The sequence below is a fragment of the Streptomyces sp. NPDC056600 genome (assembly GCF_042792855.1).
Lineage (GTDB): Bacteria > Actinomycetota > Actinomycetes > Streptomycetales > Streptomycetaceae > Streptomyces.
Map to the genome: position 1 here is coordinate 22,980 of NZ_JBHTVQ010000024.1, position 17,838 is coordinate 40,817.

Annotated in this window: 17 protein-coding genes; 2 read left to right on the forward strand and 15 right to left on the reverse strand. The window is 72.8% G+C overall.

All coding sequences use genetic code 11. From position 1 onward, the window contains the following. Positions 1–346: 346 nt before the first annotated feature. A complete protein-coding gene (locus ACFRAV_RS14650; protein ID WP_382555179.1) occupies positions 347–1,222 on the reverse strand; it encodes a hypothetical protein in 876 nt (291 codons plus the stop codon). 172 nt (positions 1,223–1,394) lie between these two features. On the opposite strand from ACFRAV_RS14650, the gene ACFRAV_RS14655 reads away from it, so the two are divergent. Beyond that, a complete protein-coding gene (locus tag ACFRAV_RS14655; RefSeq protein WP_382555182.1) occupies positions 1,395–2,342 on the forward strand; it encodes an A/G-specific adenine glycosylase in 948 nt (315 codons plus the stop codon). 103 nt (positions 2,343–2,445) lie between these two features. On the opposite strand, the gene ACFRAV_RS14660 is transcribed toward ACFRAV_RS14655, so the two are convergent. The 12 genes from ACFRAV_RS14660 to ACFRAV_RS14715 form a co-directional block, all read right to left on the reverse strand. Further along, a complete protein-coding gene (locus ACFRAV_RS14660; RefSeq protein WP_382555183.1) occupies positions 2,446–3,048 on the reverse strand; it encodes a M23 family metallopeptidase in 603 nt (200 codons plus the stop codon). Between the two features lie 418 nt (positions 3,049–3,466). After that, complete coding sequence (locus ACFRAV_RS14665; RefSeq protein WP_351113555.1) at positions 3,467–5,992, reverse strand: ATP-dependent Clp protease ATP-binding subunit; 2,526 nt, start codon at positions 5,990–5,992, stop codon at positions 3,467–3,469. Between the two features lie 524 nt (positions 5,993–6,516). Next, positions 6,517–6,852 (reverse strand): Lsr2 family protein, encoded by a 336-nt coding sequence (locus ACFRAV_RS14670; protein ID WP_351113556.1) that lies wholly within the window; start codon positions 6,850–6,852, stop codon positions 6,517–6,519. A gap of 290 nt (positions 6,853–7,142) precedes the next feature. Next, positions 7,143–7,688: an amino-acid N-acetyltransferase gene (locus tag ACFRAV_RS14675; protein WP_351113557.1), complete on the reverse strand. Its 546-nt coding sequence runs from the start codon at positions 7,686–7,688 to the stop codon at positions 7,143–7,145. Positions 7,689–7,697: 9 nt separating this feature from the next. Next, entirely contained in the window at positions 7,698–8,117 is a 420-nt protein-coding gene (locus ACFRAV_RS14680) for a BlaI/MecI/CopY family transcriptional regulator (protein ID WP_382555187.1), read from the reverse strand. Positions 8,118–8,154: 37 nt separating this feature from the next. Beyond that, positions 8,155–8,325, reverse strand: a complete 171-nt coding sequence (locus tag ACFRAV_RS14685; RefSeq protein ID WP_351113559.1) for a hypothetical protein — start codon at positions 8,323–8,325, stop codon at positions 8,155–8,157. A gap of 26 nt (positions 8,326–8,351) precedes the next feature. Continuing rightward, positions 8,352–9,164, reverse strand: a complete 813-nt coding sequence (locus ACFRAV_RS14690) for a hypothetical protein (protein ID WP_382555190.1) — start codon at positions 9,162–9,164, stop codon at positions 8,352–8,354. Between the two features lie 274 nt (positions 9,165–9,438). Further along, the gene (locus ACFRAV_RS14695; RefSeq protein WP_351113561.1) at positions 9,439–10,236 is read right to left on the reverse strand and encodes a type III pantothenate kinase; all 798 of its coding nucleotides are present in this window, start codon (positions 10,234–10,236) and stop codon (positions 9,439–9,441) included. Between the two features lie 11 nt (positions 10,237–10,247). After that, positions 10,248–11,297, reverse strand: coding sequence for a carboxylating nicotinate-nucleotide diphosphorylase (gene nadC / locus ACFRAV_RS14700; protein ID WP_382555193.1), 1,050 nt, complete (start codon positions 11,295–11,297; stop codon positions 10,248–10,250). Continuing rightward, positions 11,294–12,997, reverse strand: coding sequence for an L-aspartate oxidase (locus tag ACFRAV_RS14705; RefSeq protein WP_382555196.1), 1,704 nt, complete (start codon positions 12,995–12,997; stop codon positions 11,294–11,296). The genes nadC and ACFRAV_RS14705 overlap by 4 nt, the downstream gene beginning before the upstream one ends. Further along, on the reverse strand, positions 12,994–14,040 hold the full coding sequence (gene panC / locus ACFRAV_RS14710; RefSeq protein ID WP_382555198.1) for a pantoate--beta-alanine ligase: 1,047 nt from the start codon (positions 14,038–14,040) through the stop codon (positions 12,994–12,996). Before panC ends, ACFRAV_RS14705 begins: the two co-directional genes overlap by 4 nt. Beyond that, complete coding sequence (locus ACFRAV_RS14715) at positions 14,037–15,011, reverse strand: Rossmann-like and DUF2520 domain-containing protein (protein ID WP_382555200.1); 975 nt, start codon at positions 15,009–15,011, stop codon at positions 14,037–14,039. The genes panC and ACFRAV_RS14715 overlap by 4 nt, the downstream gene beginning before the upstream one ends. 191 nt (positions 15,012–15,202) lie before the next feature. Between ACFRAV_RS14715 and ACFRAV_RS14720 the strand changes: the two genes are divergently transcribed. Continuing rightward, a complete protein-coding gene (locus tag ACFRAV_RS14720) occupies positions 15,203–16,366 on the forward strand; it encodes a threonine aldolase family protein (protein WP_382555202.1) in 1,164 nt (387 codons plus the stop codon). Positions 16,367–16,430: 64 nt separating this feature from the next. Here ACFRAV_RS14720 and ACFRAV_RS14725 read toward each other — a convergent pair whose 3' ends face one another. Next, entirely contained in the window at positions 16,431–17,063 is a 633-nt protein-coding gene (locus tag ACFRAV_RS14725; protein ID WP_382555205.1) for an AAA family ATPase, read from the reverse strand. Positions 17,064–17,144: 81 nt separating this feature from the next. Next, positions 17,145–17,825: a response regulator gene (locus ACFRAV_RS14730; RefSeq protein WP_382555208.1), complete on the reverse strand. Its 681-nt coding sequence runs from the start codon at positions 17,823–17,825 to the stop codon at positions 17,145–17,147. Positions 17,826–17,838: the final 13 nt, after the last annotated feature.

Consider the following 17,838-nt stretch of genomic DNA (forward strand, 5'->3'; position numbering starts at 1 on the left):
CCCCCACAACCCCCCCCGCGCCCACACCGGGGGCCCCCCCCCCCCCCCCCCCCACCCCCACAAAAAAAACCCCCCGGCGGGGGTGGCCCCCCCCCCCCCCCCGCGCGGGTGGTGGGGGGGCCGACGTCGGGCCGGGCCGCCGCGGGCGCGGCGGCCCGTCTGGCGGCGGAGGACGGGGCGGGCCGGACCGTCGAGGCCGTCCGGCGGCTGGTCGGCGGATGACGCGGCTCCCGCGCCGGCACGCCGCCGCCCCCGCCGGGGGAAGGCACCGGGCCCGCCGGGTCGGTTCGGGCCCGTCAGGTCGGGCGGGCCCGTCAGGTCGGTCGGGCCCGTCAGGTCGGTCGGGTCAGTCGGACGTGAGGGTGAAGGTGGCCTGGAGGGGGCTGGAGGTGGCGCCGCTCTTCGCGACGACCAGGTACGTGCCCGCCCCCGCGCTCCCCTTGGGCGCCACCTCGCACTTGTCGGCGTCGCTCGGCTTGCGGTCCCACTCCACCTCGTACGTGATCTCCCCGTCCTTCGGCACGCGGAACAGCAGCGCCCCGCTGTCCGGGCAGTCCGCCGAGGACCAGTAGGTCTCGTCGTCGTCCGCGTTGGCCTTGGTGATCTTCAGGACCGCGGCACGCGGTCCGAGGTCGATCCGGCAGTCACTGCCCGAGGTGTTGGTGACCGTCAGCCGCAGCACCGGCTTCTCGTCGTCCTCGTAGGACTTCCGCACACTCCGCAGCGACATCCGGACGTCGCTCCGCCCGCACGCCGCGAGGGAGGTGTCGCCGGGCAGCCGGTTCACCGAGCTGGTCCAGCCCTTGCCGGAGCTGCCCGACCCGCTGCCGGAGGAACCCGGGCCGCCGTCCGCCGCCCCGCCGCCGTCGCCCGAGCCGCCGTCCGCGCCGTCGCCCTCGCCGCCCGCACCGGACGTGCCGCCCGCGTCGGCGCCCGACGTCCCGCCGGAGGACGCGCCGTCGGAGGAACCGCCCGTGCCGGACCCGCCCTCACCCGGGGGGTCGTCGATCGCCGGACCGGACCCGGAGGGACCAGGGGTGATCGAGGGAGCCGGGTTCTTGCCGTCGGGGCCGCCCGACGAGCCGTCCGATCTGCCCCCGCCACCGGCGAACAGCCAGGCGGCCAGTCCCGCCAGCGCGAGCAGCACGACAAGGAAGGCACCCCTCCGTCGCCAGTAGATGGAGGAGGGAAGCGGCCCGACCGGATTGCGCAGTGATCCCACGGCGCAAACTGTACGAGAGATCGACGTCACTCAAGGCGGCACCCGCCGTGCGGACGACAACTTTTCCGGATCATCATCCTGGTATGCGGTTCCCGCACCCTGAGGCACTTCCAACGGGTGATGGATTGCGCACATCGGGTGACCCCGGGGTCGTGGCAGGATCGATGACGTCATGACCGCACCCACACAGCACGAGCCGTCCGCCCCGCGGGACACCGCGACGCGGGCCGCCTCCAGCACCGACGCCCTCCCCCTCCACACCCCCGTGATCGCCTGGTTCGAGGCGAACGCCCGCGACCTGCCGTGGCGCCGCCCCGAGGCCGGCGCCTGGGGGGTGATGGTCAGCGAATTCATGCTCCAGCAGACCCCGGTCACCCGGGTGCTGCCGGTGTACGAGCAGTGGCTGGCCCGCTGGCCCCGTCCCGCCGACCTGGCCGCCGAGGCGCCGGGCGAGGCGGTGCGGGCCTGGGGCCGGCTCGGCTATCCGCGCCGCGCGCTACGCCTGCACGGCGCGGCCGTCGCCATCACCGGGCGGCACGGCGGGGAGGTCCCCTCCGACCACGCCGAACTGCTCGCGCTGCCCGGAGTCGGCGAGTACACCGCCGCCGCCGTCGCCTCCTTCGCCTTCGGCCGGCGTCACGCGGTGCTCGACACCAACGTCCGCCGTGTCCTGGCCCGCGCCGTGACCGGCGTCCAGTACCCGCCCAACGCCACCACGGCGGCCGAGCGCCGGCTGGCGGTCTCCCTGCTGCCGGCCGAGGACGGCACGGCGGCACGGTGGGCGGCGGCCTCGATGGAACTGGGCGCGCTGATCTGCACCGCGCGCAACGAGAGTTGCCACCGCTGCCCGATCTCCGCCCGCTGCGCCTGGCTGGGGGCCGGGAAACCCGAGCACGACGGACCGCCGCGCCGCGGCCAGACCTACGCGGGCACGGACCGCCAGGTGCGCGGCAAGCTCCTCGCGGTGCTGCGCGCGGCCGAGGGCCCGGTTCCGCAGGCGGCGCTGGACGCGGTGTGGGACGAGCCGGTGCAGCGGGCCAGGGCTCTGGACGGTCTGGTGGCGGACGGCCTGGTGGAGCCGCTCGCGGACGCCCTGTACCGCCTGCCCGGCCGGTCGTAGCGGCGCTCCGGGGCCGGAGACGCGAAGGGCCCCCGGCAGCGATGCTGCCGGGGGCCTTCCGCATGTTCTGTCCGTCGCGCCGCGCGCGTCACCCGTGGGTGGGTCAGATCTTCAGGCCGTGGTTGGCGAGGAACTTGGCCGGGTCGACGGCCGAACCGTAGTTGGCGGTCGTGCGGATCTCGAAGTGCAGGTGAGGACCGCTGGAGTTGCCGGTGTTGCCGGACAGGGCGATCTGCTCGCCGGTGTTCACCTTCTCGCCGACGCTCACCTGGATCTTGGAGAGGTGGGCGTACTGCGAGTAGGTGCCGTTGTCGTGCTTGACGACGATGGCGTTGCCGTAGGCGGGGCCGTCGCCCGCGCCCCAGCCGCCGGCCTTGACGACGGTGCCCTCGTGGGCGGCGAAGACCTTGGTGCCGGTCGGGACGGCGAAGTCCTGCCCGGAGTGCTTGTGCGCCCACATGCCGCCGTTCTGGGCGAAGCTGGCGGACAGCTTGTACTTCTGCACCGGGTCGACCCAGGAGTTGCCCTTGGCCGCCTTGGTGCTCACCTGCGTGGCGGCCGCAGGGGTGCCGGCGGTGGGGTTGCCGGCAGCAGTCGCGACACCGGCACCGAGGACGACCGAGGCTCCGAGGCCGGCGGCGAGGACCGCGGCGCGGGTGCGGACAGCGGTCGAACCGGAGGAGCGGAGCGTGACGTGCTTGAACATGAAGAACCCTTTGTTCGGGGACGGGATCGCCGCGGAGGTGAGAACCGGAGGAGGTCCGGTCTCGCCGTCGGCCATACCTTGGTAACCCGATCGGGTCAGTCCTGACAATCGTGTGATCTACGACGATGCATCGTATCCGTCTTGGATTACCCCATACAGGACCAAAGGGTGCATCTATGCACTTTTCGGACTCTTCGCAGGTGAGGCGGTGCGACGCGAGAGCCACCCGCGCCCGCGAGGCAGCCGGTGTGTCTACTAAGTCCCTTCGTACGTGACCTGGGTCGCGTGCCCCACCTCACCGGCCGGCCCCGCCGGGGGGCCGTGACTGTGGCCCCGTGCACAGCCCCGGGGAACGCCGAAGGGCCGGTGCGGAAGCTCCGCACCGGCCCTTCGGGTCACTCGGGTGACGCTACTGGCGTTACGCGTCCTTGCTCAGGTTCGTGCTGCCGCCCGCGGCCTGCTCGACCGGCGGGACGTCCGGCAGCGCGGCCTTCTCCTCGCCGCGGAAGGTGAAGGTCTGCTCGTCGCCCTCGCCCTCCGTGTCGACGACCACGATGTGGCCGGGACGCAGCTCGCCGAAGAGGATCTTCTCCGAGAGGGTGTCCTCGACCTCGCGCTGGATGGTCCGGCGCAGCGGCCGGGCGCCCAGCACCGGGTCGTAGCCCTTCTTCGACAGCAGCTCCTTGGCGGACTGGGAGAGCTCGAGGCCCATGTCCCGGTCCTTGAGGCGCTCGTCCACCTTGCCGATCATCAGGTCGACGATCCGCAGGATGTCCGCCTGCGTGAGCTGCGGGAAGACCACCACGTCGTCGACGCGGTTGAGGAACTCGGGACGGAAGTGCTGCTTGAGCTCGTCCGAGACCTTGTTCTTCATGCGCTCGTAGTTGGTCTTCGTGTCGCCCTGGGCGGCGAAGCCCAGGTTGAAGCCCTTGGAGATGTCCCGGGTGCCGAGGTTGGTCGTCATGATGATGACCGTGTTCTTGAAGTCCACGACCCGGCCCTGGGAGTCGGTCAGGCGACCGTCCTCCAGGATCTGCAGCAGCGAGTTGAAGATGTCCGGGTGCGCCTTCTCGACCTCGTCGAAGAGGACCACGGAGAACGGCTTGCGGCGGACCTTCTCGGTCAGCTGGCCGCCCTCTTCGTAGCCCACGTATCCGGGCGGGGAACCGAAGAGACGCGAGACCGTGTGCTTCTCGCTGAACTCCGACATGTCGAGGGAGATCAGCGCGTCCTCGTCACCGAAGAGGAACTCGGCGAGCGCCTTGGACAGCTCGGTCTTACCGACACCGGACGGGCCGGCGAAGATGAACGAGCCACCGGGACGCTTCGGGTCCTTCAGGCCGGCACGGGTCCGGCGGATCGCCTTGGAGAGCGCCTTGACGGCGTCGTTCTGGCCGATGACCCGCTTGTGGAGCTCGTCCTCCATGCGGAGCAGGCGGCTGGACTCCTCCTCGGTCAGCTTGAAGACCGGGATGCCCGTGGCGGTGGCGAGGACCTCGGCGATCAGGTCGCCGTCGACCTCGGCCACGACGTCCATGTCGCCGGCCTTCCACTCCTTCTCCCGCTTGGCCTTCGCGGCGAGGAGCTGCTTCTCCTTGTCGCGCAGGGAGGCGGCCTTCTCGAAGTCCTGCGAGTCGATCGCGGACTCCTTGTCACGGCGGACGCCGGCGATCTTCTCGTCGAACTCGCGGAGGTCCGGCGGCGCGGTCATCCGGCGGATGCGCATCCGGGATCCGGCCTCGTCGATCAGGTCGATCGCCTTGTCCGGCAGGAAGCGGTCCGAGATGTACCGGTCGGCCAGGGTGGCGGCCTGGACCAGCGCCTCGTCGGTGATGGACACACGGTGGTGCGCCTCGTACCGGTCGCGCAGGCCCTTGAGGATCTCGATGGTGTGCGGCAGCGACGGCTCCGCGACCTGGATGGGCTGGAAGCGGCGCTCGAGGGCGGCGTCCTTCTCCAGGTGCTTGCGGTACTCGTCGAGCGTGGTGGCGCCGATGGTCTGGAGCTCACCGCGGGCCAGCATCGGCTTGAGGATGCTGGCGGCGTCGATCGCGCCCTCGGCGGCGCCCGCACCCACGAGCGTGTGCAGCTCGTCGATGAACAGGATGATGTCGCCGCGGGTGCGGATCTCCTTGAGCACCTTCTTCAGGCGCTCCTCGAAGTCACCGCGGTAGCGGGAGCCGGCGACCAGGGCGCCGAGGTCCAGGGTGTAGAGGTGCTTGTCCTTGAGGGTCTCGGGCACCTCGCCCTTGACGATGGCCTGGGCGAGGCCCTCGACGACGGCGGTCTTGCCGACGCCGGGCTCACCGATCAGCACCGGGTTGTTCTTGGTACGGCGGGACAGCACCTGCATGACCCGCTCGATCTCCTTCTCGCGCCCGATGACCGGGTCGAGCTTGGACTCACGAGCGGCCTGGGTGAGGTTCCGGCCGAACTGGTCGAGGACCAGGGAGGTCGAGGGGGTGCCCTCGGCGGGACCGCCGGCGGTGGCGGCCTCCTTGCTCCCCGAGTAGCCCGACAGCAGCTGGATGACCTGCTGGCGGACACGGTTGAGGTCTGCGCCCAGCTTGACGAGGACCTGGGCGGCGACGCCCTCGCCCTCGCGGATCAGGCCGAGCAGGATGTGCTCCGTGCCGATGTAGTTGTGGCCCAGCTGAAGGGCCTCGCGGAGCGACAGCTCCAGGACCTTCTTGGCACGGGGGGTGAAGGGGATGTGGCCGGACGGAGCCTGCTGGCCCTGGCCGATGATCTCCTCCACCTGCTGGCGGACCGCCTCGAGCGAAATCCCGAGGCTCTCCAGGGCCTTAGCGGCGACACCCTCACCCTCGTGGATCAGGCCCAGGAGGATGTGCTCGGTGCCGATGTAGTTGTGGTTGAGCATCCGGGCTTCTTCCTGAGCCAGGACGACAACCCGCCGCGCGCGGTCGGTGAACCTCTCGAACATCGTTAATCGCTCCTCAGAGCGGTCAGGCAGTAAGGGGGCTGTCCCCTTCCTGTCCTTCCGCAGCTTAGTCCCGCAAGCGGGGACCGCTCATTCCAACTGCCGACACCGTCCTTGGCCTCCTGACCCGGAACGCCGACATCTGCTCCAACCCGATGGTGCGAGACGATGTTCCCGCAGGCCAGGCACTTACGTCCTCCACCAGTACGCCGATGGCGAACGGAAGACGGCCTGTCCTGCGTGTCGCCCCCTCCCACTAGGGATGTCTTACCCGCTTCGACCGACAGTCCATGCGGCGCACCCCGGTCCCCTCCGCTACGGGCGAACAACCTTGCGCCGCTCCGCCGACCTGAGCACCCCCGTTCCGGTTACACAGCGCGTTCGAAACGCGTTCCGTGCGAACGGTCCGTGAGGGCGCCGGAGGGCGGGCGACGCCGGAGAGGCGACCCGCGGGGCCCGGAACGGCAGAGAGCCGCGCGAGGGCGGCTCTCCGGCATGCGACGGGACCTGCAGCCATGGGTGGGCCGTCAGCCGTTGGCCTTCTCGTAGGCCTCACGGATCTTCGCCGGCACACGGCCGCGGTCGTTGACCTCGAGACCCTGCTCCTTGGCCCAGGCACGGATCTGGGCCGTCTCCTGGCTGCTGCCGGCCGCCGCGCGCGTCTTGGTGCGGCCGCCGGAGGCACGGCCGCCGGTGCGGCGTCCGCTCTTCACGTAGGGCTCGAGCAGGCCGCGCAGCTTGTCGGCGTTGGCGGTCGTGAGGTCGATCTCGTAGGTCTTGCCGTCCAGCGCGAACGTCACCGTCTCGTCCGCCTCGCCGCCGTCGAGGTCGTCGACAAGAAGGACCTGAACCTTCTGTGCCACCGCATTTCCTTTCATCGATAACCCTGGGGCGGCTCCGGGCGGAGCCGTTTCGCCGTCCCTTGTTATATGCAGTACTGCAGTACGCCGGAAAGCAAACCGCTTTTGCCTGAAAAACACAAACCCCCGGGAGAGACCAGCGCCCGCGACCGCTCCCGAAAACCCACCCCTTCCGGACATAGGGAACCGGCGAAGAGCGGGGAAGAGTCGGGAAGAGCCGGGAAGAGGGCCGCCCGGAATACCTCGCACCGTGAAGACGGCGGGAAGACCGGGCGGCCGGAGCCGGAAGAAGATCACAGATGCAGAAGCATCCGGCTGTTGCCCAGGGTGTTCGGTTTCACTCGTTCGAGTCCGAGGAACTCCGCGACGCCCTCGTCATAGGAACGCAGCAGCTCGGCGTACACATCGGTGTCGACCGGAGTCTCACCGATCTCGACGAACCCGTGGCGGCCGAAGAACTCGACTTCGAAGGTGAGACAGAAAACGCGGCGCACACCGAGCCAACGGGCGGTCTGCAACAGCTTCTTCAGCAACTGGTGACCCACGCCGGCGCCCTTCAGCGCCGGGTTCACGGCGAGAGTGCGCACTTCGGCGAGGTCTTCCCACATCACGTGCAGCGCGCCGCAGCCGACCACCTCGGCGTTGTCGTCGCGTTCCGCCACCCAGAACTCCTGGATGTCCTCGTAAAGCGTGACGGTCGCTTTGTCGAGCAAGGTGCCGTCACGGGTGTATGCGTCGAGGAGTCGCCGGAGAGCCGGAACATCACCGGTCCTGGCCCGGCGCACGGTGAAAGCCTTGCTGCTGACTTCGCTGCTGACTTCGGAACGCTCCACTGACATGTCCGGACGTTATCTCCCGGAACCGTCCTTGGCCGACCCGGGGGTGTTCTCCTCGCCCAGGGCGGCCTCGGGGCCGTGCGCGACGCGGAGTGCGTCACGGACCATGCCGCGCTGGTCCTCGTTCATCATCCCGAAGAAGGCCACCAGAGCGGCGGTGGGATTGTCGCTGCGGGACCAGGCGTCGTTCATCAGCGCGGCGGCGTAGGCGGCGCGGCTGGAGACCGCCTCATACCGATAGGCCCGGCCTTCCGCGTGGCGGCGGACCCAGCCCTTGCGCTGGAGATTGTCGAGAACGGTCATCACCGTGGTGTAGGCGAGGGACCGCTCCTTCTGGAGGTCTTCCAGGACTTCCCGAACGGTCACGGGCCGGTTCCACTTCCAGATCCGGCTCATGACCGCGTCTTCGAGTTCTCCCAGGGGTTTCGGCATGGAAGAACGTTAGTCCCGAATCACCCCGTGAAGGGCGTCAGGACTCCTCGCGGCGGGGGGTGGCCTGAGCCTGGGCCAGGGCCGCGTCCACCGCCGCGTCCTCCTTGGCCTTGTTGGCCCCGCCCTGGGTCTTGATGATCACCCGGATGACGCCGAGGAAGAAGACGGCCATCACGGCGGGGGGCAGAAGCGCGGAGACGTAGTCCATGGCTCCAGGGTAGCCACCCCCGCCGGTCAGCCCGCCGCCAGCCGCCCCTGGGAGGGGTCCTGGGGCGGGGAGGAGGGGGGCGAGGACGGCTTGCGGCGCGGGAAGACCTCACCCGGCGTGGGGATCGGCCGCCCCGGCGCGGGCTGCCCGGGGCGCTGCGGGTCGGGAGAGGGGGACGGTTCGGGGCGGTCGTCCGCTCCGTCCCCGTCGCCCTCGCCGTCGCCCTCGGCGCTCAGTCCGCCCGGCAGGGCCAGCAGCCGGGTGCGCGCCGCGGGGAGGGCGTGGTGCACGGCCGGACCGGGGAACGGGGCGGGCTCGGCCGCGGGGCGCCGGCCGGTGGGGACCGTGGCGGTGGCCGGGACCGGGACCAGTTCCGGACGGACGGCGGTGGCCGGCTCGGTGCCCTGGGCGGGCAGCACCGGCACGGACAGGGGGGTGGGCGCGGGGGCGGGGAACGGGGCCGGGAGGGCGGGCGTGTCGCAGCGCCGCAGCAGCGCGGCGGCGAGGGGGTTGCCGCTCAGGGCGCCGAGCGCGGCCAGGTCCTCCCGTTCCGGGTGGTGGCCCGCGTCCAGTGCCTCGCGCAGGAGGCGAAGGTAGCCGGTGACGGTGCCCGGGAGGGCGGCGCGGTAGCGGACCAGGTCGGCCAGGAGGAAGGCGCGCTGCCGGGCCGCCTCCCGCGTCACCTCGTCGACCGCGTCGGCGAGGCGCAGGCAGTCCTGGACCTCCTGGGGGGAGGCGGGTCGGGGGTGCAGGGCGAGGGCGAGGGCGAGGGCACGGCGGAGCACGCGCAGCTCTTGCGGGCCGAACGCCATGCCGCGGGATCCGTAGGGCGTGGGCATGGCGTGACCATACGCGCCAATCAGACAATCATGGACATATTTCCATCGGCGCGCCGCCCGACCGCGTCCGACCGGAGGCATGCCGCACACGGGCCTCGCCCAGCCCTTTCGCGGCGGCCCTTCACGGCAGGAATCGCACGCTGTCGTCCGCCCCCGCGAAAGGGCCGCGCCCCGGTCCCGGGAAGGGAGCGGGGCGCGGGGCGGGGCCGGCGGCCGCACGGGCCGAGGCCGCCGGGCGGGGCGGGGCCAAACGCTCAGGCGGCCGGGCCGGAGGTCAGGGGCGGTTGACGTTGCGCTCGTAGACGAGCCGGAGCCCTATCAGGGTGAGCCACGGCTCGTGCTCGTCGATCACCGTGGACTCGCCCAGCACCATCGGCGCCAGGCCGCCCGTGGCGATCACCGTCACGTCGTCGGGATCGTCCGCCAGCTCCCGGGCCATCCGCTCGACGACCCCGTCGACCTGCCCGGCGAAGCCGTACACGATGCCCGACTGCATGGCCTCGACCGTGTTGCGCCCGATCACGCTCCGCGGACGCGCGACCTCGATCTTCCGCAGCTGCGCGCCCTTGACGCCCAGCGCCTCCACGGAGATCTCGATGCCCGGCGCGATGACGCCGCCGATGTACTGCCCCTTGGCGCTGACCGCGTCGAAGGTCGTGGCGGTGCCGAAGTCGACCACGATGGCCGGACCGCCGAAGAGCTCGGCGGCGGCGACCGCGTTGATGATGCGGTCCGCCCCGACCTCCTTGGGGTTGTCGGTGAGGATGGGCACGCCCGTCTTGACGCCCGGCTCGACGATCACCGCGGGCACGTCTCCGTAGTAGCGCCGCGTCACCTCGCGCAGCTCGTGCAGCACGGACGGCACGGTGGCGCAGATGGCGATGCCGTCGATGCCCTCGCCGAGCTCGCCGCCGAGCAGCGGGTGCGCCCCCATCAGGCCCTGCATCAGCACGGCCAGCTCGTCGGCGGTGCGGCGCGGGTCGGTGGAGATGCGCCAGTGCTCGATGATCTCGGCGCCGTCGAACAGCCCCAGCACGGTGTGCGTGTTGCCCACGTCGATCGTCAGAAGCATGGCCGCTGCCCCTACTCCGAGTCGTTCTGCTCGGCGCCCTGGGCCTCACGGAGGTCCAGACCGATGTCCAGGATCGGCGAGGAGTGCGTGAGCGCCCCCACCGCCAGGTGGTCGACACCGGTGTCGGCGTAGGCCTTGGCGTTCTCCAGGGTGAGACGGCCTGACGCCTCCAGCTTGGCCCGGCCGGCGGTGACGGCGACCGCCTCCGCGCACTCGGCGGGCGTGAAGTTGTCCAGCAGGACCAGGTCGGCGCCCGCGTCCAGCACCTCGCGGAGCTGGTGCAGGGTGTCCACCTCGACCTCGATCGGCAGCTCGGGGAAGCGCTCGCGCACCGCCCGGAACGCCTCGGCCACGCCGCCGGCGGCGACCACGTGGTTGTCCTTCACGAGGGCGGCGTCGGACAGCGACATCCGGTGGTTGACGCCGCCGCCGCAGCGCACCGCGTACTTCTCCAGGGAGCGCAGGCCGGGCGTGGTCTTGCGGGTGTCCCGGACCGTCGCGCCGGTGCCCTCGAGGACGTCGGCCCAGGCGCGGGTGGCGGTGGCGATGCCGGAGAGGCGGCACAGGATGTTGAGCGCGCTGCGCTCGGCCGTCAGCAGGTCACGCGTACGGGTGGTCACCGACAGCAGCTTCTGCCCGGCCTCCACACGGTCGCCGTCCTCGGCGTGCCGCTCCACCTCGAACTCGTCGGAGGCGACCACCGAGATCACCGCCTCGGCGATCCGCAGCCCGGCCGCCACCCCCGCCTCACGGGCGGTGAAGTCGGCGGTGGCGACGGCCTCCTCGGGGATGGTGGCCCAGGTGGTGACGTCCACGCCGCCGTCGAGGTCCTCGGCCACCGCCATGGTCGCGATGTCCTCGACCTCGGCCGGGTCGAGACCGGCCTCGGTCAGCAGCTCCGCGAGGGCGGGGTCGAGGCCGCACTCGTAGTCGTCGAACTCGTGGTCGTCACCGGAGCCGCAGGCGCAGCCGTCGCCGCAGCCGCCACCGTCGGCGAGGGGGAGGCCGGCGCCGGTCGGATCGGACGCGGCGGTCGGGTCGGAGGGTGCGGAGGCGCTCACTTCTTCACTGCTCCTGTGGGAGAGGTGACCGGTGCGAAGCCCGGTCCTTCGGTGGTGTGCACGGCGAGCGTACGGCCCTCGCCGAGTCGGACGACGATGTGGCGGCGCCACCCTTCGTCGTCCCGGTCGGGTCGGTCCTCGCGCCAGTGGCAGCCGCGGGTCTCCTCCCGGCGGCGGGCCGCCTCGACGAGAACCCGGGCGACCAGCAGGAGGTTGGCCGTCTCCCAGGTCTCGGTGCCGGGCACCGGCCGCTTGCCGGTGCCTTCGGCGGCCGCGGTGTGCAGCGCGGCCAGGTCGTCGGCGGCCCGTCGCAGGGAGTCCGCGGAGCGGAGCACGCCGGCGCCGTCGGTCATGATCCGCTGGACGGCGGACCGGTCCTCGGCGGCGGGCAGCGGCTGGCGGTGAGCCGCCTCCGGCACGACCGGGCCCGGCGCGCCGGGGGTCGTACGGGCCCGGGACGTGATGTCCGCGGCGATGCGCTCGGCGTAGACCAGCCCCTCGAGCAGCGAGTTGGAGGCGAGCCGGTTGGCGCCGTGGACACCGGTGCAGGCGACCTCGCCGCAGGCGTAGAGGCCGGGCACGGTGGTGCGGCCGTCGGCGTCGGTGCGGACGCCGCCGGAGGCGTAGTGGGCGGCCGGGGCGACCGGGATCGGCTCGGTGACCGGGTCGATGCCGTGCGTCCGGCAGGCGGCCAGGATGGTCGGGAAGCGGTGCTCCCACATCTCGGCGCCGAAGTGGCGGGCGTCGAGGTACATGTGCGCGGCGCCCGTCTCCTGCATCCGGCGCGTGATGCCCTTGGCCACGATGTCCCTCGGCGCCAGCTCGGCGAGCTCGTGCTGACCGAGCATGAAGCGCACGCCGTCGGCGTCGACCAGGTGGGCGCCCTCGCCGCGGACCGCCTCGGAGACCAGCGGCTGCTGGCCCTCGGCGTCCGCACCGAGGAAGAGGACGGTCGGGTGGAACTGGACGAACTCGAGGTCGCTGACCTCGGCGCCGGCGCGCAGCGCCAGCGCCACGCCGTCGCCGGTGGACACCGACGGGTTGGTGGTCGCCGCGAACACCTGGCCCATGCCGCCGGTGGCGAGGACCACGGCGGGGGCGTGGACGGCGCCGACGCCGTCGTGGGCGCCCTCGCCCATCACGTGCAGGGTGACGCCGGCGGTGCGCCCCTCGGCGTCGGTGAGCAGGTCGAGCACCAGCGCGTGCTCGATGGTGCGCAGGCCGCGGGCCTGGACCGCCTCGACCAGGGCGCGGGACACCTCCGCGCCGGTGGCGTCGCCGCCGGCGTGCGCGATGCGGTTGCGGTGGTGGCCGCCCTCGCGGGTCAGCGCGATCTCGCCGGCCGCGTCGGTGTCGAAGCGGGCCCCGGTGGAGATGAGGCGGCGCACCGCGGCCGGGCCCTCGGTGACCAGCAGGCGCACGGCCTCCTCGTCACACAGCCCGGCCCCGGCGACCAGGGTGTCGTCGAGGTGCTGCTCGGGGGTGTCGCCGTCGCCGAGGGCGGCGGCTATGCCGCCCTGGGCCCAGCGGGTGGAACCGGCGTCGAGCCGGGCCTTGGTGACGACGACGGTGCGCAGCCCGGCGGCCTCGCAGCGCAGCGCGGCGGTCAGGCCGGCCACGCCGGAGCCCACCACCACCACGTCGGCGTCGATGGACCAGCCCGGGGCGGGGGCGGGCAGGCGTATCGCGGTGCGGGTCACGGGGCGTCTCCGTCTTCCGGGCCGGGCTCGCGGCCGCCGTCGGGGGCGAAGGTGAGCGGCAGGTTGTCGATCAGCCGGGTCGAGCCGACCTTGGCGGCGACGGCGAGCACGGCCTCGCCGGTGTGGTCGTCGGCGATCTCGGTGAAGTCCGCGGGGTCGACCAGGGCCAGGTAGTCCAGCTCGATCGGTGGCTCGGCCTTGGCGGCCTCGTCGAGCACCAAGCGGGCGGCGTCCCGGACCACGGCGGGCCCGGAGGTCCTGCCGCCGGCCGCGGCCAGTGCGTGCGCGTCGGCGGCCTCCCGGGACTCGCCGAGCCGCTCCAGCGCGGCGGCGCGGGCCTCGGTGGACGGGACCTCCTGCGCGCGGGCGCGCAGCGCCTCCAGGGCGGCCAGCCGGTCCCGGCCGGCGAAGAGGGCACGGGACAGGGCCAGGGCGGTACGCCGCTCGTCGGCGGAGAGGTAGCGGTTGCGGCTGGAGAGGGCCAGCCCGTCGTCCTCGCGGACGGTGGGCACGGCGACGATCTCCACGCCGAAGTTCAGGTCGCGGACCATGCGCCGGATGAGCGCCAGCTGCTGGGCGTCCTTCTGTCCGTAGAAGGCGACGTCCGGGCGGGTGAGGTGGAGCAGCTTGCCGACGACGGTGAGCATCCCGTCGAAGTGACCGGGCCGGGAGGCGCCCTCCAGGCGGGTGCCCATGGGGCCGGCGGTGATCCGGACCTGGGGTTCGCCGCCGGGGTAGACCTCGTCGACCGACGGCGCGAACACCACGTCGGCGCCGGCGGCGGCCGCGATCCGCACGTCGGACTCCAGGGTGCGCGGGTAGCGGTCGAGGTCCTCGCCCGCCCCGAACTGCAACGGGTTGACGAAGACGGTGACCACGACCTCGCCCTGCGGTCCGGCGGCCCGGCGGGCGGTGCGGACCAGGCCGGCGTGGCCCTCGTGCAGGGCGCCCATGGTCATCACGACGGCCCGGCGTCCGGTGCGCGGGCGGGCCGCCAGCTGGGCGGCGGTGTGCAGCAGCTCGGGCTTGCCGGCCTGGGTCATCGGTCGTCCTCCCCGTCGTCGCCGGTGGTCCCGCCGGTCCCCCGGGGGCCGTCGGTGCGGTCCGTGCCGTCCTCGCCGAGTACCCCGAGGAGCTCCTCGGCGAGTTCGGGCTTGAGCAGCCCGGCGGCCAGCGCCCGGTCGGCGGTGGCGCGGGCCAGGGCCAGGTAGCCCGGCAGGGTCTGCGGGGCGTTGCGGCGGAGCTGTCCGATGTGCGCGGCGACCGTGCCCGCGTCACCGCGGGAGACGGGGCCGGTGAGGGCGGCGTCGCCGGAGCGCAGGGCGTTGTCCAGGGCGGCGCCCAGCAGCGGGCCGAGCATCCGGTCCGGGGCGCCCACCCCGGCGGCGGCGAGCAGTTCCATGGACTGGGCGACCAGGGTGATCAGGTGGTTGGAGCCGAGGGCCAGGGCCGCGTGGTAGAGCGGACGGTTCTGCTCCTCGATCCATTCGGGCTCCCCGCCCATCTCGACCACCAGCGCCTCGGCCGCCAGCCGGAGCTGTTCGGGGGCGGTGACGCCGAAGGAGCAGCCGGCCAGGCGCTGCACGTCGACCGCGGTGCCGGTGAAGGTCATCGCGGGGTGCAGGGCGAGCGGCAGGCCTCCCGCGCGCAGCGCGGGCTCCAGGACGCCGACGCCGTACCGGCCCGAGGTGTGCACGAGGAGCTGGCCGGGGCGGACCGCGCCGGTCTCGGCGAGGCCCTGGACCAGGCCGGGCAGGACGTCGTCGGGGACCGTGAGCAGGACCAGCTCGGAGCGGGCCAGCACCTCGGCGGGCGTGACCAGCGGGACGTCCGGCAGCAGCTCGGCGGCGCGGCGGCGGGAGGCGTCGGAGACGCCCGAGACGGCCACCGGGCGGTGTCCGGCGAGCTGGAGGGAGGCCGCCAGCGCCGGGCCGACGCGGCCGGCGCCCACGACGCCGACGGCGAGCCGCGCGGGGCGGTCCCTGGGGTCAGGGGGGTGGAGGTGTGTGGTCACGCGAGGAGAGCCTTCCCGTTCCAGTCCGCTCGGGGTACCGGACGATTTCTCGTCATGTTAACGCGATCCCTCGCCCCGGGTCCGGTTGTCCACAGGCTGCCTCCGGCTTCGCTCCGTCGTCCACAGGGGTGTCCACAGAGGGTTGTCCACAGGCCCGGCAGGCGCTTGCGCCGAGGAGGATGATCGCTTCCATGAACGACATGAACGACAGTGCGAAGGATCAGGCGGCACGGAAATCCCGGCGCCTGGAGTTGTACCGGTCCTCCGTCCGCACGCTCGCCAGCCCGGGCCACGCGGCCACGATGCGCGAGCGGCTGGAGGAACTGGTGAGGGAGGCGGGCACGGTCCACGACCTGGACGAGCCCGCGGACATCTACGGCAACGGCGTGGTGGAGGCCCTGGAGGGCCGGGTGGCGGGCCTGCTCGGCATGGAGGCCGCCGCGTTCTTCCCGACCGGCACCATGGCGCAACAGGTCGCGATGCGCTGCTGGGCCGGGCGGACGGGCAACCGCGCGGTGGCACTGCATCCGCTGGCCCACCCCGAGATGCACGAGCGGAACGCCTTCGGCGAGGTCAGCGGCCTGCGGACGCTGCGGGTGACGAACGAGCCCCGGCTGCCCACGCCGGAGGAGATCCACGACCTAGGCGAGCCGTTCGGCACGCTGATGCTGGAGCTCCCGCTGCGCGACGCCGGCTTCGTGCTGCCCACCTGGGAGGAGCTGACGGCCACCGTGGCGGCCGCCCGTGAGCTGGACGCGGTCGTCCACCTCGACGGCGCCCGGCTGTGGGAGTCGACGGTGCACCTCGGCCGCTCCCTGGCGGAGATCGCCGGCCTCGCGGACTCGGTGTACGTCTCGTTCTACAAGTCGCTGAACGGCCTCTCGGGCGCGGTCCTGGCCGGTCCCGCCTCGCTGGTGGCGGAGGCCAAGGTGTGGCGGCACCGGTACGGCGGGCTGGCTTTCCAGCAGTTCCCGGCCGCGCTGTCGGCGCTGATCGGGCTGGAGCGGGAGCTGCCCCGGCTCCCTGAGTACGTGGCGCACGCCAAGGTGGTGGCCCGGGCTCTGACGGAAGGGCTGGCCGAGGGCGGCCTGCCCTGGTCGCGGGTGCATCCGGAGCCGCCGCACACCCATCAGTTCCAGGTCTGGCTGCCCTACCCGCCCGAGGTGCTGGAGAGCGCGTCCATAGCGCAGGCCGAGGAGACCGGACGGATGCTCTTCATGGGTACCTGGACGACCCAGGGACCCGGTATCGCGTACCACGAGATGACGGTGAGCTCCCCCGGGCTGGACTGGGACGCGGAGGAGGTGCGCGAGGCGGCCCGGAACTTCGCGCGGCGGCTGCCCGCCCAGGGCTGACGCCCCGCGGGCGTTCCGCGGGGGCGCGGGGGTGGCTCACCGCGGCCGGACGGGGCGGCGGCGGTCAGTCGAAGCGGATGTGCCGCAGTCCGACCCGGGCCCGGCGCCAGCTGTTGACCAGTGCTCCGCCCCGGTTGGGGCGGAGCGTCAGGCCGGCCAGCACAGCGATGCGGTCCGCCGTCTTCGGGACGGTGAAGTCGTCCGTCCACAGGTGCTCGGCGAACTCCGGCTCCCGCAGGCGCTCCAGCGTGTCGTCGAGCCGCCGCACCGCCCAGCTCTCGGTGCGCCGGAGTTTGCGCTCCCCCGCCAGGCGCCCCAGCAGTCGTCCGAGACCCCGCTCACGCAACCGCCGCAGCACGGTCTCCCGTTGGGCGAGGAGGGTGAAGTGCTTGACGTCGTGCCCGAGTTCGGCGAGCCGTCCGACGGTCTGCGCGAAGTACTCCGGGTCGGTCACGGTCATCGGGGCGATCACCACGCCCTCATGCCGGGTGAGGGCGAGGTCGAGCACCTCCACCACGCCCTGCCGCCAGGAGACCAGGTCCTGGAAGTCGCCGCGCAGGCCGGGAGGCGTCATCCGGCGCAGGCCGAATCCGAGGTGCTCGGGGTCGCAGACCACGCTGCCCGGCAGCCGTCGGTGGATCTCGTGTGCGGTCTGTGTCTTGCCGCCCCCGAAAGGGCCGTTGATCCACAGGAGCATGGGCGCAATCTAGTGGCCGCGCGCCCGGCGTGGGCCCGGTCGCGACAATCCGCGGCCAGCCGCCCGGCCCGTGGCGTCGCCTCAGTCGGCTCCGCCGGCCCGGACCAGGCCGGTCTCGTAGGCGAGAACCACGACCTGCACGCGGTCCCGCAGGCCGAGTTTGGTGAGGATGCGCCCCACATGCGTCTTCACGGTGGCCTCGGACAGGACGAGGCGGGCGGCGATCTCCCCGTTGGACAGCCCCTGCGCGACCAGCACCATCACCTCGCGCTCGCGCGCGGTGAGCCGGGCGAGCTCCAGCTCCCGGGCCTGCGACCGTTCGTCCGGGGCGCCCGGCAGCATGGGCGCGAACCGGTCGAGGAGCCGGCGCGTGGTGGACGGCGCGACGACGGCGTCCCCGCTGTGCACGGCCCGGATGGCGGCCAGCAGGTCGCCCGGCGGGACGTCCTTGAGCATGAAGCCGCCGGCGCCCGCCCGCAGCGCGGAGAACGCGTACTCGTCCAGGTCGAAGGTGGTCAGGATCAGCACCTTGGGGGCGCCGGGCTCCGCGCAGATCCGCCGGGTGGCCTCGACGCCGTCCATGCGCGGCATCCGCACGTCCATCAGGACCACGTCGGGCCGCGCCCCGGCCAGCACCCGCAGCGCCTCCTCGCCGTCACCGGCCTCGGCGACCACCTCCATGTCGGGCTGGGCGTCCAGCACCATGCGGAAACCGGTGCGCAGCAGCGCCTGGTCGTCGACGAGCATCACGCGGATCGGCATCGGGTCCTCGGGT

Coding starts and splice junctions, on each gene's coding strand:
- ACFRAV_RS14655 (WP_382555182.1), top strand. CDS start 1,395: ATGACCGCACCCACACAGCACGAGCCGTCCGCCCCGCGGGACACCGCG.
- ACFRAV_RS14660 (WP_382555183.1), bottom strand. CDS start 3,048: ATGTTCAAGCACGTCACGCTCCGCTCCTCCGGTTCGACCGCTGTCCGC.
- ACFRAV_RS14665 (WP_351113555.1), bottom strand. CDS start 5,992: ATGTTCGAGAGGTTCACCGACCGCGCGCGGCGGGTTGTCGTCCTGGCT.
- ACFRAV_RS14675 (WP_351113557.1), bottom strand. CDS start 7,688: ATGTCAGTGGAGCGTTCCGAAGTCAGCAGCGAAGTCAGCAGCAAGGCT.
- ACFRAV_RS14680 (WP_382555187.1), bottom strand. CDS start 8,117: ATGCCGAAACCCCTGGGAGAACTCGAAGACGCGGTCATGAGCCGGATC.
- ACFRAV_RS14685 (WP_351113559.1), bottom strand. CDS start 8,325: ATGGACTACGTCTCCGCGCTTCTGCCCCCCGCCGTGATGGCCGTCTTC.
- ACFRAV_RS14690 (WP_382555190.1), bottom strand. CDS start 9,164: ATGCCCACGCCCTACGGATCCCGCGGCATGGCGTTCGGCCCGCAAGAG.
- ACFRAV_RS14695 (WP_351113561.1), bottom strand. CDS start 10,236: ATGCTTCTGACGATCGACGTGGGCAACACGCACACCGTGCTGGGGCTG.
- panC (WP_382555198.1), bottom strand. CDS start 14,040: ATGACCCAGGCCGGCAAGCCCGAGCTGCTGCACACCGCCGCCCAGCTG.
- ACFRAV_RS14720 (WP_382555202.1), top strand. CDS start 15,203: ATGAACGACATGAACGACAGTGCGAAGGATCAGGCGGCACGGAAATCC.
- ACFRAV_RS14725 (WP_382555205.1), bottom strand. CDS start 17,063: ATGCTCCTGTGGATCAACGGCCCTTTCGGGGGCGGCAAGACACAGACC.
- ACFRAV_RS14730 (WP_382555208.1), bottom strand. CDS start 17,825: ATGCCGATCCGCGTGATGCTCGTCGACGACCAGGCGCTGCTGCGCACC.